At 71.9% G+C, this 13,830-nt stretch carries 13 protein-coding genes; 11 read left to right on the top strand and 2 right to left on the bottom strand.

The genetic code is table 11. The features are described from left to right. Positions 1-183 precede the first annotated feature (183 nt). Both RLT59_RS14695 and RLT59_RS14690 read right to left on the bottom strand, forming a co-directional pair. Positions 184-1,590, bottom strand: coding sequence for a sensor histidine kinase AbrC2 (locus RLT59_RS14695; protein ID WP_311303808.1), 1,407 nt, complete (start codon positions 1,588-1,590; stop codon positions 184-186). Between the two features lie 121 nt (positions 1,591-1,711). Beyond that, positions 1,712-2,935 carry a sensor histidine kinase AbrC1 gene (locus RLT59_RS14690; RefSeq protein ID WP_311303807.1) on the bottom strand — a complete coding sequence of 408 codons (1,224 nt, stop codon included), beginning with the start codon at positions 2,933-2,935 and terminating at the stop codon, positions 1,712-1,714. A gap of 170 nt (positions 2,936-3,105) precedes the next feature. Between RLT59_RS14690 and RLT59_RS14685 the strand changes: the two genes are divergently transcribed. From RLT59_RS14685 to mscL, 11 genes are all read left to right on the top strand, one after another. Continuing rightward, a complete protein-coding gene (locus RLT59_RS14685) occupies positions 3,106-3,516 on the top strand; it encodes an NADH-quinone oxidoreductase subunit A (RefSeq protein ID WP_311303806.1) in 411 nt (136 codons plus the stop codon). Further along, positions 3,507-4,181 (top strand): NADH-quinone oxidoreductase subunit B, encoded by a 675-nt coding sequence (locus tag RLT59_RS14680; RefSeq protein WP_311303805.1) that lies wholly within the window; start codon positions 3,507-3,509, stop codon positions 4,179-4,181. The genes RLT59_RS14685 and RLT59_RS14680 overlap by 10 nt, the downstream gene beginning before the upstream one ends. Continuing rightward, positions 4,178-5,395 carry an NADH-quinone oxidoreductase subunit C gene (locus tag RLT59_RS14675; RefSeq protein WP_311303804.1) on the top strand — a complete coding sequence of 406 codons (1,218 nt, stop codon included), beginning with the start codon at positions 4,178-4,180 and terminating at the stop codon, positions 5,393-5,395. The genes RLT59_RS14680 and RLT59_RS14675 overlap by 4 nt, the downstream gene beginning before the upstream one ends. Further along, positions 5,392-6,360 (top strand): complex I subunit 1/NuoH family protein, encoded by a 969-nt coding sequence (locus RLT59_RS14670; RefSeq protein ID WP_311303803.1) that lies wholly within the window; start codon positions 5,392-5,394, stop codon positions 6,358-6,360. Before RLT59_RS14675 ends, RLT59_RS14670 begins: the two co-directional genes overlap by 4 nt. Continuing rightward, positions 6,360-6,968, top strand: coding sequence for a NuoI/complex I 23 kDa subunit family protein (locus tag RLT59_RS14665; RefSeq protein ID WP_311303802.1), 609 nt, complete (start codon positions 6,360-6,362; stop codon positions 6,966-6,968). The genes RLT59_RS14670 and RLT59_RS14665 overlap by 1 nt, the downstream gene beginning before the upstream one ends. Next, positions 6,968-7,588, top strand: coding sequence for an NADH-quinone oxidoreductase subunit J family protein (locus tag RLT59_RS14660; protein WP_311303801.1), 621 nt, complete (start codon positions 6,968-6,970; stop codon positions 7,586-7,588). Before RLT59_RS14665 ends, RLT59_RS14660 begins: the two co-directional genes overlap by 1 nt. Continuing rightward, on the top strand, positions 7,588-8,016 hold the full coding sequence (gene nuoK, locus RLT59_RS14655) for an NADH-quinone oxidoreductase subunit NuoK (protein ID WP_311303800.1): 429 nt from the start codon (positions 7,588-7,590) through the stop codon (positions 8,014-8,016). Before RLT59_RS14660 ends, nuoK begins: the two co-directional genes overlap by 1 nt. Beyond that, positions 8,013-10,013 (top strand): NADH-quinone oxidoreductase subunit 5 family protein, encoded by a 2,001-nt coding sequence (locus RLT59_RS14650; protein WP_311303799.1) that lies wholly within the window; start codon positions 8,013-8,015, stop codon positions 10,011-10,013. The genes nuoK and RLT59_RS14650 overlap by 4 nt, the downstream gene beginning before the upstream one ends. Before the next feature lie 27 nt (positions 10,014-10,040). Beyond that, the gene (locus tag RLT59_RS14645) at positions 10,041-11,591 is read left to right on the top strand and encodes a complex I subunit 4 family protein (protein ID WP_311307726.1); all 1,551 of its coding nucleotides are present in this window, start codon (positions 10,041-10,043) and stop codon (positions 11,589-11,591) included. Then, positions 11,588-13,114, top strand: a complete 1,527-nt coding sequence (locus tag RLT59_RS14640; RefSeq protein ID WP_311303798.1) for an NADH-quinone oxidoreductase subunit N — start codon at positions 11,588-11,590, stop codon at positions 13,112-13,114. The genes RLT59_RS14645 and RLT59_RS14640 overlap by 4 nt, the downstream gene beginning before the upstream one ends. 94 nt (positions 13,115-13,208) lie before the next feature. Then, positions 13,209-13,673 carry a large conductance mechanosensitive channel protein MscL gene (gene mscL, locus RLT59_RS14635; protein WP_311303797.1) on the top strand — a complete coding sequence of 155 codons (465 nt, stop codon included), beginning with the start codon at positions 13,209-13,211 and terminating at the stop codon, positions 13,671-13,673. Positions 13,674-13,830: the final 157 nt, after the last annotated feature.

Below are 13,830 nucleotides of genomic sequence, written 5' to 3'. Positions count from 1 at the left end.
GTCTGTTCCCCCACCGCTCCCTGTTCCCGCCCGTATGCCGTTCGGCATCCAGCATCCCAGTATCGGCGGTGACGCGGCGAGCGTTCGCGGGGTTGCGTGGCGGCTGGCGGCTGGCGGCTGGCGGCTGGCGGCTGGCGGCTGGCGGCTGGCGCCGGGCGCGGGGGGCGGCTGCCGGGGGCGCGGTCAGCCGCGCCAGGGGAGTTCGGCCGTGATCTTGGTCGGGCCGCCCACCGGGGACTCGACGACCAGGATCCCGTCCACCGCGTCCAGCCGCTCCGTCAGACCGGCGAGACCGCTGCCCGACGTCAGTCCGGCGCCGCCGCGCCCGTTGTCGGTGACCTGGAGCAGCAGCCGGTCCGCCGTCCGCCACACCTCGACGGACGCGCGGGTGGCCTGGGCGTGCTTGCTGACGTTCTGGAGGAGCTCGGACACCGTGAAGTAGGCGATGCCCTCGATGGCCTGTGCGGGCCGGGACGTCAGGTCGACCTCGACGGTGACCGGGACGGTGCAGCGGGAGGCGATGGCGGAGAGGGCGGCGTCGAGTCCGCGGTCGGTGAGGACGGCGGGGTGGATGCCGCGGGCGAGGTCGCGCAGTTCCTGGAGGGCGACCTTGACCTCGCCGTGTGCCTCGTCGACCATTCTGGCGGCGGCCTCGGGGTCGTCGGTGAGCTTCTCCTTGGCGAGGCCCAGATCCATGGCGAGGGCGACGAGGCGGGCCTGGGCGCCGTCGTGGAGGTCGCGTTCGATGCGGCGCAGGTCGGCGGCGGCGGTGTCGACGACCACCCCCCGGTCCGACTCCAGCTCCGTGACCCGCGTCGCCAGCCGGGACGGACCCAGCAGCCCGGTCACCATCAGCCGGTCCACCGAGGTCAGCCCACGCACGATCCACGGGGTGACCAGGACGAACAGCAGCCCGACGGCGCTGGTCAGGGCCAGCTCGACGGGGGCGTCCAGATAGACCTGGTGCCCGTCGTCCCCGTACAGCTGGACTCCCTCGACGCCCGTGTACGCCGGGAAGATCCAGTGCCACGCCGGGTAGGTGAAGGCCGCCAGACCCCAGGACCACAGGACCGCCGGGACGATGAAGCCGAAGACGGCCCACGGCAGGTGCAGCAGCGAGTAGAGCAGGTGCCGCCAGGACACCCCGCTCTTCAGGACCGCCCCGACCCAGGACATCAGCCCGCCGGTCCGCCCCCGCACCGGCTCAGGGGACGCCACGTCGAGCCCCAGCAGTCCACGGGCCCGCGCCCGCTCCAGCGCGCCGAACCCGCGGCACATGGCCAGGCCCCCGGCCAGCACCGGAATCCCCAGGAAGGTGATGAGCAGCCCTGCGCCCAGCGACGCCATGGTGATCGCGAGGGTGAAGAACACGATGCTGAGGGGCAGGCTGAGCAGCAGATACGTGGTCTCGCGCCAGGTCCGGGCCTCGAAGGGGGCGCGCAGTACGGCGGGCAACACGTGCTTCGCGTCGGGGCGGTCGCCCCCGGACCCGGACCCGGCGCCCGGACCGGTGCCGAAGCGGCTGCCGAAGCCGGTGCCGGTGCCCGAGCGCTGCTGGTCCCGCGTATCCGGTCCGTAAGCCGTGGCCATGGCGTCCATCCGTTTCTTCCGCTTCTTCCGCGTACTCGCGTACTGAGTCGTGCCGCTTGCTTCTTGCTTATTCAAGGGTGCTGTACCGCGCGGCGGCGCACCATGAGGCCGGTCTCCCTCTTCAGCGGGGGGTTTTCCCCACCCCCGGAGCCTGTCCGCGTGGGGCGGCCTTCTCGTTCTCCCGGTCGCGCCAGGGCAGCTCGGCGGTGACCGTCGTCGGGCCGCCGGGCGGCGAGTCGAGCACGAAGAGCCCGTCCACCGCGCCCAGCCGCTCGGCCAGCCCGGACATCCCCGTACCGCCGTTCATCGAGGCCCCGCCGCGTCCGTCGTCGGTGACCTGGAGCAGCAGCCGGTCCGCCGTCCGCCACACCTCGACGGACGCCGTGCGCGCGCCGCTGTGTTTGCTGACGTTCTGGAGGAGCTCGGACACGGTGAAGTACGCGATGCCCTCGATGGCCTGCGCCGGCCGCCCCGGCAGATCCACCCCCACCGTCACCGGGACGGTGCAGCGGGAGGCGATGGCGGAGAGGGCGGCGTCCAGGCCCCGGTCGGTGAGGACGGCGGGGTGGATGCCGCGGGCGAGGTCGCGCAGTTCCTGGAGGGCGACCTTGACCTCGCCGTGTGCCTCGTCGACCATTCTGGCGGCGGCTTCCGGGTCGTCGGTGAGCTTCTCCTTGGCGAGGCCGAGCCCCATGGCGAGGGCGACGAGGCGGGCCTGGGCGCCGTCGTGGAGGTCGCGTTCGATGCGGCGCAGGTCGGCGGCGGCGGTGTCGACGACCACCCCCCGGTCCGACTCCAGCTCCGCGATACGGCGTTCCAGCTCGTCGGAGGGCGAGAGCAGCCCGCGCACCATGCCCCGGTCGGCGTTGGCCATGAACCGCGCCGTATATGGGAGCACCGGCCACAGGACGAAGAGGCTCACGAGCGTCAACGCGAAGGTGAGCACGCCCCACGGCAGCCGGATGAAGGAGTACAGCACGGCGCGCCAGCCCACCGGATCCTTCAGGCTCGTCCACAGCCAGGCGAAGAACCCCTCCTCGCGGCGGACCGGAGCCATCGGGCTCGGCTCGTCGATCCGCACCCCGAGCAGACCCCGCGCCCGGCCCCGCTCGGCCCGGCCGATCAGCCGCGAACCCTGGAGCCCGAGGGCGAGCAGAGGCAGACCGATGACCGTGACCGCGAGACCGACACCGACGCCGACCATGAGCACCGAGTACACGAACCCGAGGACCGCCAACGGGAGATTGGCGAGAAGATGCGCGATCTCCTTCCAGGTGTACGTGTCGAAGGCGAAGCGGACGGGCGGCGGCCGGTCGTTACCGGGTACCTGGGGGCTCATGGTCATGGGCCCAGCCTGCCGGGTGGGACATCCGGACGCCATGGGGCTCGTGGGTGGCGATGAAGTGGGGATAACCCCACCCGTTGCCCGACGCGACTGCTTACTGTTCCTTTACAGGGCCTAGACTCCCGTGCGTACAGATCGTCGAACAGGTTTGAGGGAGCGAGGGGGCGGACGTGACGGACGTTGCGGACCTGTCGGGACCGGCCGTTCTCGCGTCGGAGTACTTCCACAGCTACTCGGTCGTCGGACTGCTCGCCGTGGTCGGCGTGCTCTTCGTCGCCGTCGCCTTCGGAGCCGGCCGGCTGATGCGCCCGGTGGTCCCGACGCCGGAGAAACTCCTCACGTACGAGTGCGGCGTGGACCCCGTGGGGGAGGGCTGGGCCCACACCCAGGTCCGTTATTACGTGTACGCCTTCCTGTACGTGATCTTCGCCGTCGACTCGATCTTCCTGTTCCCGTGGGCAACCGTCTTCGCCGCGCCCGGATACGGCGCGACGACGCTGGTGGAAATGTTCGTCTTCCTCGGTTTCCTGGCCGTGGGACTGCTCTACGCATGGAAGAAGGGCGTCCTCGAATGGACGTGACGAGCCCGTCGTCAGCCGGTCAGCCGCAGCCACAGCCGCAGTCGGGACCGGAGCCGGGTCCCGAACCCGTACCCACGTTCCTTCCTGAGCCGAAACGGCTCGGCGTGCTGTCCCGGCTCGCCCCCGAGCCGATGAAGGTGGTCCTCAACTGGGGCCGCCGCTACAGCCTCTGGGTCTTCAACTTCGGACTCGCCTGCTGCGCCATCGAGTTCATCGCCGCCTCCATGGCGCGCCACGACTTCATCCGGCTCGGCGTGATCCCGTTCGCCCCCGGCCCCCGCCAGGCCGACCTCATGATCGTCTCCGGCACGGTGACGGACAAGATGGCCCCCGCGGTGAAGCGGCTGTACGAGCAGATGCCCGAGCCCAAGTACGTCATCTCCTTCGGCGCCTGCTCCAACTGCGGCGGCCCGTACTGGGACTCGTACTCGGTGACGAAGGGGGTCGACCAGATCATCCCGGTCGACGTCTACGTCCCCGGCTGCCCACCCCGGCCCGAGGCCCTGCTCCAGGGCATCCTCAAGCTCCAGGAGAAGATCGCTCGCGAGTCGCTGAGCGAGCGCTACGGGAACGGCGGCGCGGCCCGCCCCTCCACCGCCGCGCTGCGCAGCGGACTGGTCGCCGCACCGTCCGCAGCCGACTCCGCGAGGGAGGAGGGGAAGTGACCACCGCCGAGAGCACCGGGAGTACCGGGAGCTACGACCGGCTGCCGGACGCCGTCGCCGAGATCTTCGGCGAGGACGCCACGGCGGAGCAGGCGTACGAACTGCTGACCGTCGACGTGCCGCCCGCGTCCTGGATCGCCGCGCTCGAAACAGCGCGCGACCGGCTTGGCTGCACCTACTTCGACTGGCTGAGCGCCGTGGACGAACCGGGCACGGGCTTCCGGGTCTGCGCCCACCTCGCCGCGCTGCCCGACCGCGCCGCCCCCGCCCCCGGCCCCGGTCCCGCGGTCCGCCGGCTGCTGCTCCGTACGACCGTTCCGCACGAGGCCGCCGTGCTGCCCAGCGCGATCGACGTCTACGCGGGCGCCGGCTGGCACGAGCGCGAGACGCACGAGATGTTCGGCATCGGCTTCGACGGCCACCCGCACCTGGTACCCCTGCTGCTGCCCGAGGGCTTCGAGGGCCACCCGCTGCGGAAGGACTTCGTCCTGGCGGCCCGCGTGGCGAAGGCCTGGCCGGGCGCCAAGGAGCCGGGCGAGTCGGAGCACGGCGGCCCGAAGCGCCGCACGATGCTCCCGCCCGGCGTCCCCGACCCGAACGAGTGGGGCCCGCTGAAGGGCCAGCTTCCCCCTGCCCCCGCCCGCCCCGCCCGAGCGGCAAGGCCTGCGGGAGACCGCCCGGCCCGCCGCACCCGCAGCGCGAGCGACGGCTCGGCGGGCCAGCAGCCGACGAACCCGCCACCCGGACCAGCACCCGCCCCGGACGCGGTCCCGCCTCCCGCCCCGGTCACGGACGCGCCTGCTCCTCCGCCTGCTCCTGCACCGGGCGCGGCCACGGACGCGTCGGCTCCGGCGCCCGCGCCGGCTGCGGACGCGCCGTGGCACAACGCCCGCCCGGCCTTCGACGACGAACCATCGGACGGAGCGCCGTCCCCGGCTGGCGCCGGTACCCCGGCTGGCGCCGGTACCCCGGCTGGCGCCGGTACCCCGGCTGGCGCCGGTACCCCGGCTGGCGCCGATGCCTCTGATTCGGCCTCATCCCAGCCCCTCCGGCGTTTGAGGAGCGGGGGTCCGGGGGCGGAGCCCCCGGTTCGGGAAGGGGCGGGCAGGGGAGAGCCCCCGCGCAGCGGCACCGACACCCCCACCCCCGAGCACCCCTCAGACGCAGCAGTCGCACCTGAAACCCCCGACACCCCCGCCGGAGGCGAAGAGTGAACGACGTACTGGACGTCGCCCTCCGCCTCGTCATCGTGTTCGCGGTGTTCATGGCCGTCCCCCTCATCGTGGGCCAGGCCGAACACAAGGTGATGGCCCACATGCAGGGCCGCCTGGGCCCCATGTACGCCGGCGGCTTCCACGGCTGGGCCCAGCTCGTCGCGGACGGCGTGAAGTTCGTGCAGAAGGAAGACATCGTCCCGGCAGAGGCCGACCGCCGGGTCTTCCAGCTGGCCCCCGCCGTCGCGCTGCTCCCGTACCTCCTCGTACTCGTAGCCATTCCGATCGGCCCGGGGGAGGGCGCGGTCGGCCAGGTCGTCGACGCGGGCATCTTCTTCGTGCTCGCGGTGATGGGCGTGGGCGTGCTCGGCTCGCTCATGGCGGGCTGGGCCTCGGCCAACAAGTTCTCGCTGCTCGGCGGCATCCGCACCGCCGCGCAGCTGCTCGCGTACGAGCTGCCGATGCTGCTCGCCGCCGCCTCGGTGGCGATGGCGGCCGGTACGGTCTCGCTCCCCGGCATCCTCGACGCCTTCGAGTGGTGGTGGCTGCCCTGGCAGACCGTGGGGGCCCTGGTCTTCTTCGTGGCCGGGCTCGCCGAACTCCAGCGCCCGCCGTTCGACATGCCGGTCGCCGACTCGGAGATCATCTTCGGCGCCTACACCGAGTACACCGGCCTCCGCTTCGCCCTGTTCCTGCTCGCCGAGTACGCGGGCATCGTCGTGCTGTGCGCGCTGACCACCGTGCTCTTCCTGGGCGGCTGGCACGGGCCGCTGGGCGCCGACGGACTGGGCTGGGTCTGGACGCTCCTGAAGGTCGCCGTCCTGGCCTTCGTCGTCATCTGGCTGCGCGTGAGTTATCCGCGACTCCGTGAGGACCAGCTGCAGAAGCTCGCCTGGACCACGCTCATCCCGCTCGCTCTCGCGCAGATCGCGCTCACCGGCATCGTGAAGGTGGCGATCAACTAGTGCCCCCGATCCCCGGCGCAGGCCTGGCCAAGGGTCTCGCCGTCACCCTGCGGACGATGACGAAGAAGACCGTCACCGCCCAGTACCCGGACACGCAGCCCGAGCTGCCGCCCCGCTCCCGAGGCGTCATCGCGCTGTTCGAGGAGAACTGCACGGTCTGCATGCTCTGTGCCCGTGAGTGCCCCGACTGGTGCATCTACATCGACTCCCACAAGGAGACGGTGCCCGCCGCGGCCCCGGGCGGTCGCGAGCGCAGCCGCAATGTGCTGGACCGCTTCGCCATCGACTTCTCGCTCTGCATGTACTGCGGGATCTGCATCGAGGTGTGCCCGTTCGACGCGCTGTTCTGGTCGCCGGAGTTCGAGTACGCGGAGACGGACATCCTCGAACTCACCCACGAGCGCGACAAGCTCCGCGAGTGGATGTGGACGGTGCCGGAGCCCCCGGCGCTCGATCCGGGGGCCGAGGAACCGAAGGAGATCGCCGCCGCCCGCAAGACGGCGGACAAGCTCCGGGCCAAGCGCGAGCAGGAGGAGGCCGCCGCCGAAGCCGCGCCGCCGACCCCACCCGCCCCGCCCGCCCCGACGGACCAGGAGGGCCAGGCGTGATGCCCGCGACCGTCCTCGCCGCCGGGAGCCACCCCGGCTTCCTCTCCCCGTCCGGTATCGAGATCGCCTTCGTCCTGGTCGGGATCGCCACCCTCGGCGCGGCCCTCGTCACCGTCACGACCAGGCAGCTGGTGCACGCCGCCCTCTGGCTGATCGTCGCGCTCGGCGGCCTCGCCGTCGAATACCTCCTGCTCACCGCCGAGTTCATCGCCTGGGTGCAGGTACTGATCTACGTGGGGTCCGTCGTCGTCCTCCTGCTCTTCGGCCTCATGCTCACCAGGGCCCCCATCGGCCGCTCCCCGGACGCCGATTCGGAGAACCGCTGGGCCGCCCTCGCGGTGGCCGTCGCCGCCGCCGGGACCCTCGTATGGGTCGTCGTGGACGCCTTCCGCACCACCTGGATCGAACTGGACGGACCGGCCCAGGGCTCCACCGAGGTCACCGGCGCCTTCCTCTTCCGGCACTGGGTACTCCCCTTCGAAGCGCTCTCCGTTCTGCTGCTCGCCGCCCTCGTCGGCGCGATCGTCCTGTCCCGCAAGGGCCGGGAGAGCACGCGCCCGACAGGCACGAGCCGCACGAGCACCACCCCGGCCGGCCCGCACCGAGAGGACAAGAGCTGATGCACCTCGCCTATCCCGCCGTGCTCGCCGTCCTCCTCTTCTGCACCGGCCTCTACGGAGTGCTCGCGCGCCGCAACGCGATCCTCGTCCTGATGTCCGTCGAGCTGATGCTCAACGCCGTCAACCTCAACCTGGTCGCCTTCGACGTCTGGCTCCGCGACGCCCTGCACTCCGGCCAGGCCCTCACCCTGTCCACCATCGCCATCGCGGCGGCGGAGATCGGTATCGGGCTGGCCATCGTCCTCGCCGTGTACCGCAACCGGGGCAGCTCCGACATCGACCGCCTCCGCGACACCGCCGAGACCGACGAGGCCGAAACAGTCCCGGCCGGCGACGACGACGAGAGCGACGCCGAAGCCAAGCAAGCCGCCGAAGACCCCGCCACCGCTACGGCAGGGAAGGCAAAGAAGGCAGAGGCCACTCCGTGACCACCACGACCCTCGCCGTCCTCGTCCCCCTCCTCCCGTTCCTGGGAGCCGCGGCCGGACTCCTCCTCGGGCGCGGCGCCCCCGGCTTCGTCCGCCCGCTGGCGGTACTGCCCTCCCTCGCCTCCCTCGTCATCGCGGCCGTCGTCGCCGCACGTCAGGGCGGCGGCCGGGCCATCGACGCCGCCACCCAGCTCACCCCCACCGGATCGGTCCCGATCGACCTGGCCCTGCACCTCGACGGCTTCGCGGTCCTCGTGGCCGTCCTGGTCGCCCTGGTCGCGAGCTGCGTGCAGATCTACTCGACCGCGTATCTGCGTGACGACCCCCGCTACCCCTCGTACGCGGCTCTCGTCTCCCTCTTCACCTCCGCGATGCTGCTCGTCGCCTACTCCGGCGACCTGATGGTGCTGCTGGTCGGCTGGGAGGTCATGGGCATCTGCTCGTACTTCCTGGTCGGCCACTACTGGGAGACGCCCGAGGCCCGCGCGGCCTCCCTCAAGGCGTTCCTGGTCACCAAACTCGGTGACGTCCCCTTCCTCATCGGCCTGTTCGCCCTCGCCGCCGACACGGGCACCTTCCGCATCACCGGCATCCTGGGCTCCGTCGCGCACGGCGGCCTCGACCACCCCACCGTGATCGCCCTGCTGCTCCTGGCCGGCGTCGCGGGCAAGTCCGCGCAGTTCCCGCTGCACACCTGGCTGCCCGACGCGATGGCCGGTCCCACCCCCGTCTCCGCGCTGATCCACGCCGCGACGATGGTCGCGGCCGGCATCTACTTCGTGGCCCGGCTGCTCCCCGTCTTCGCCGCCTCCGGCGCGGCGCTCGTCGTCCTCGCCGTGATGGCGGCGATCACGATGATCGGCTCCGGACTCGCCGCGCTCGCCCAGGACGACATCAAACGCGTCCTCGCTTACTCCACGATCGGGCAGCTCGGCTACATGTCCGGCGCCCTGGCCGTCGGTGATCGCGGCGCGGCCGTCTTCCACCTCCTCTCGCACGGCGCGTTCAAGGCCGTCCTCTTCCTCGCCGCGGGCGTCGTCATCCACGCCGCGGGCACCAACTCACTGGCCGCCGTGTCCCGCATGGGCGGACTGGCCAAGCGGATCCCCGACGCGTACTGGACGATGACCGTCGCGCTCCTCGCCCTGGCGGCCATCCCGCCGTTCGCCGGCTTCTTCTCCAAGGAAGCCGTCCTCGTCGCCGCCGAGCACACCGCCCTCGGCGACCGCCACGTCGCCCCGGCCGCCGCCGGCTGGACCGTCCTGATCGCCGGGCTCCTGGCCGCCGTGCTCACCGCCGCGTACGCCACCCGCCTCTGGCTCCTCGCCTTCCGGGGCCGGGGCACGGAGGCCCCCGACCACGGCAGGCAGCCCGTCGCCATGACCTCGGTCCTGTGGGTACTGGCCGTCCCCACCATCGCCTTCGGGCTCACCGTCGGCGTGATCGGCGACTGGTTCGACGGCCACAGCCTCACCCCGTCACTCACCACCGCCGTCCTCTCCACCGGCGTCGGCCTCGTCGGCGGACTCGTCACCTACGCGGCCTGGCGCCACACCACGGCGCTCGCCGCCCGTACCCCCATGGGCTCCGTCACCGCCCACCCCGACGCCGAACCGGCCCTCATCGAGGTCGAGGCACTGGAGAGCCACACCGCCGCCTACGGAGACGCCGGTGACGCCCCCGACCCGGCCGACCCCGGCCGGCTGCTCCTCGGCCCCCTCCACCGCCACGCGGCCACCGGCTTCCACCTGGACGCCGTCTACGCGGCCCTGTTCGTCCGCCCGGTCCAGGCCGCCGCGAGCCTCGTCCGCTTCCTGGACCGCGAGGTCGTCGACACCTACGTACGCGGCTCCGCCACCGGCGCACGCTGGCTCGGCACCGCCGTCCGCCGTGCCCAGACCGGCAACGTGCAGACCTACCTCAGCGCACTGCTCGCCGGTTCCCTGGTCCTGGCGGTCGCCGCCGTCGTCTTCGCCAACGTCAACGCCGGGTCGTGAGCCGTGATCGATATGAGCGAATCCGTGATGCAGTTCCTTCTGGCGTTCATCGTCGTCGCCCCGCTGCTCGGAGCCGTCGCGGCCCTGCTCCCGGCCCCGCCCGGACTCAAGGGCCGCAATCCCGACCAGGCCGTGCTCCGCCACGGTGTGAGCGTGACCGGCGTGGTCCTCCTCGCCGCGATCGTGCTCGCCCTGGGCTTCGACCACGACCACCCGTCGAAGATGCAGGCCACCACCGACATCAGCTGGATCCCGGCGCTCGACGTCCGCATCCATCTCGGCATCGACGGCATCTCGCTCCCCCTTCTCGTACTGACCGCGCTGCTGACCTTCCTCTGCGCGCTCCACAGCTACTTCAAAATGCCCGCGGGCCCCTCCCCTAAGGCCTTCGTCGCACTCATCCTGCTCCTGGAGTCCGGCACCCTCGCGACCTTCGCCGTCCTCGATCTGCTGCTGTTCTTCCTGGCGTTCGAGATGGTGCTCATCCCGATGTACTTCCTCATCGCCCGCTGGGGCGGTGCGCGGAAGCAGGCCGCCGCCTGGAAGTTCATCCTCTACACCCTGCTCGGCTCCGTCGTCATGCTGCTCGGGCTGCTCCTCATCGGACTGAAGAGCGGCACCTTCGACATGGTGGCACTCGCCACTGACAACGGCCGCGGCCTCACCTCGTCCGTGCAGGTCATCGCCGTTCTCGCGATCGGCATCGGACTCGCCGTCAAAACCCCGATGTGGCCGCTGCACAGCTGGCTGCCGGACGCCCACACCGCCGCCCCGACCGTCGGCTCGGTCCTGCTCGCGGGCGTCCTGCTGAAGATGGGCACGTACGGATTCGTCCGGATCCTGCTCCCTGTCGCCCCCGACGGCATGCACACGTTCGCGCCCTACCTCGCGGCCTTCGCCGTGGCCGGGATCATCTACGGATCGCTCGCCTGCCTGGCGCTGGCCCGGCCCGGCGCCAAGGGCGACCTGAAGCGGCTCATCGCGTACTCCTCCGTCGGCCACATGGGCTTCGTCCTCCTCGGCATCGCGAGCATGACGCCCACCGGCGTCAACGGCGCGCTCTTCGCCAACATCGCCCACGGGCTCATCACCGGCCTGCTGTTCTTCCTGGTCGGCGCGGTCAAGGACCGGTACGGCACCGCCGACCTCGACACCCTCGCCGGAGCCACCGGCGCGGCGCTCTACGGCCGCGCGCCCCGCCTCGGCGCCCTCCTCGCGTTCGCCGCCGTCGCCTCCCTCGGCCTGCCCGGACTCGCCGGCTTCTGGGGCGAGATGCTCGCCCTGTTCGGCGCCTTCGACCCCGCCGACGGGCTGAGCCGGCCCGCCTTCCTGACCTTCATGTCCGTCGCCGCGTTCGGCACCCTGCTCACCGCCGCGTACCTCCTGATCGTGGTCCGCCGCGTCTGCATGGGCGCCAAGCGCGAGGACCCGCACCCGGTCGCCGACGTCCAGCGCTACGAATTCGCCGCCTGGACCCCCCTCGCGGCCCTCACCGTCCTCGCCGGCCTGTGGCCCGCCGTCCTCCTCGGCCTCACCGACCCGGCCGTGCAGAAGCTCCTCGCAGGAGGCAAGTCGTGACCACAGCGGCCGAGAGCACCACCAGCCTCGTCCAGTCCGTCGACTGGCTCGCGATCGCGCCCCCGGTCACCGTCGCCGTCGTCGCCGTCGCCGTCCTGGTCGCCGACCTCTTCGTCCCGGAAGCCCGCAAGCCGCTCCTCGGCTACGGGTCCGTCGCAGGTCTCGCCGCCGCGCTCGCGCTGATCGTGCCGCTGCACGAGGGCGACCGCGCCACCTTCTGCCTCACCACCGGCAGCCGCGCCTGCAGCTACACCGCCGACCACTTCGCCCTGGTCGTCCAGGCCCTCGTGCTCGGCGGCGCCCTGCTCACCGCGCTGCTCTCCCTCGGCGACACCCGCAGGCTCCCGGCCGGCGAGTTCTGGTTCCTGCTGCTGTCCTCCGCCGCCGGCGCCGCGCTCCTGCCCGCCTCCCGCGACCTCGCCACCCTCGTCGTCGCCCTCGAAGTCGCCTCGCTGCCCGCCTTCGCCCTGGTGGGCATCAAGCGCGGCAGCCGCCGCTCCTCCGAGGCCGCGCTGAAGTTCTTCCTGTCCTCCGTCGTCGCGACCGCCGTGATGCTCCTGGGCGTCAGCTTCGTGTACGCGGCGACCGGAACCCTCCACCTCACGGAGCTCGCCGGACGCCTCGACGAGGTCCCCGGGCAGCTCTCCACCCTCGCCGGGGCGGGCGTGGCCCTCACCCTCGTCGGCTTCGCCTTCAAGACGGCCGCCGCACCCTTCCACTTCTGGGTCCCCGACACCTACGTCGGCGCCCCCCTGCCGATCGCCGCCTACCTCTCGGTCGTCGGCAAGGCGGTCGGCTTCTCCGGCCTCATCCTGGTCACCGTGGTCGCCTTCCCGGCGTACGCGGACGTCTGGGGCCCCGCCCTCGCCGTCCTGGCCGCGCTCACCATGACCGTCGGCAACGTCGCCGCGCTGCGCCAGAGCGCCACCCGCGCCCGCAGCGCCGTACGGCTGCTCGCCTGGTCGTCCGTCGCGCAGGCCGGCTACCTCCTGGTGCCGATCGCGGCCGCCGCGTACGCCGGAGACCGGAAGATCGGCTCCACCGTCGCGTACGCCCTCATGTACGCCGTCGTGAACCTCGGCGCGTTCGCGGTGGCCGCCCTGGTCGCCCGTACCCACCCCGGCAACCGCGTCGCCGACTACCGGAACCTGTACGCGACCCGGCCGCTTGCCGCCCTCGCGATGGGTTTCTTCCTGCTCTGCCTGGCCGGGCTGCCGCCGGGCATCATCGGGCTCTTCGCCAAGGTCACGGTCTTCTCCGCGGCCGTCGACGCGGGGCTCGGCTGGCTCGCCGTCGTCATGGCCGTGAACGTGGTCGTCGCGCTGTACTACTACCTCCAGTGGACGGCGGCCCTCTTCCGGGGCACCGCGGCACAGGACGGCACGGAGCGGCCTCAGGCCCCCGCCAGGCCCCGCACCCCGGCCCCCCTCACCGCCGCGATCGCCCTCACCGCCGTCGCCGGCATCGCCCTCTCAGGCGCCCCGCAGACCGTCCTCAGGTTCGCCGCCGTCAACCTGTTCTGACCGCCAAGACCGGCTTGCCCGGAACGGCTCCCACAGGGCAGGGTTTTCCCGCATACGACGCGACGGGCGTTGACATCACAGAGGAGCCAGAGCGGTGCTGAACGGGTTCAAGAACTTCATCCTGCGCGGGAACGTGATCTCCATGGCGGTCGGTCTCGCCGTCGGAGCGGCGTTCACGGCCGTCGTCACCGGATTCAGCAACGCGTTCATCGTCCCGCTGATCGGCATCATCACCCGGGGCGCCGGCGACTTCAGCCAGTCCAAGTTCAAGATCGACGGGGTGACGTTCCCCTACGGCGTCTTCATCAGCGCCGCGATCGCCTTCCTCATCACCGCCGCCGTCCTCTACTTCTGCGTCGTCATGCCCATGGCCAAGGTGCAGGACCGGTTCACCGCCAAGAAGAAGCAGGAGGAGACCGACATCAAGGCCGCCCTGCGCGACTGCCCTCGCTGCTTCACCGAGATCCCGGCCATCGCCTCCCGGTGCGCCCACTGCACCAGCGAGGTCGAGCCCGACCCGGAGGCGCTGGCCCTCGCCAAGCTCCCCGTCCAGCGCTGATCCACCGCGCCCCCACCCGTACGGCCTACGGCCCGCTCCGGTACGCACATCCGGAGCGGCCGGGCCCGGCGGCCGTGAGCACAAGGGAACCAGTTCTCCTCGCCTGGCGTTGACCAGTACGGGAGGCTCCACTGGGGAGTGGAGCACCACCCAGCAA

Origin of the sequence: Streptomyces sp. ITFR-6, assembly GCF_031844725.1 — a bacterium.
Lineage (GTDB): Bacteria > Actinomycetota > Actinomycetes > Streptomycetales > Streptomycetaceae > Streptomyces.
This window is presented reverse-complemented; position numbering and strand designations above follow the sequence as displayed.

What these genes read in the sequence shown, in the direction of transcription:
- RLT59_RS14695 (WP_311303808.1), bottom strand. Translation starts at nt 1,590, where the DNA reads ATGGCCACGGCTTACGGACCGGATACGCGGGACCAGCAGCGCTCGGGC.
- RLT59_RS14690 (WP_311303807.1), bottom strand. Translation starts at nt 2,935, where the DNA reads ATGACCATGAGCCCCCAGGTACCCGGTAACGACCGGCCGCCGCCCGTC.
- RLT59_RS14680 (WP_311303805.1), top strand. Translation starts at nt 3,507, where the DNA reads ATGGACGTGACGAGCCCGTCGTCAGCCGGTCAGCCGCAGCCACAGCCG.
- RLT59_RS14660 (WP_311303801.1), top strand. Translation starts at nt 6,968, where the DNA reads ATGCCCGCGACCGTCCTCGCCGCCGGGAGCCACCCCGGCTTCCTCTCC.
- nuoK (WP_311303800.1), top strand. Translation starts at nt 7,588, where the DNA reads ATGCACCTCGCCTATCCCGCCGTGCTCGCCGTCCTCCTCTTCTGCACC.
- RLT59_RS14645 (WP_311307726.1), top strand. Translation starts at nt 10,041, where the DNA reads ATGCAGTTCCTTCTGGCGTTCATCGTCGTCGCCCCGCTGCTCGGAGCC.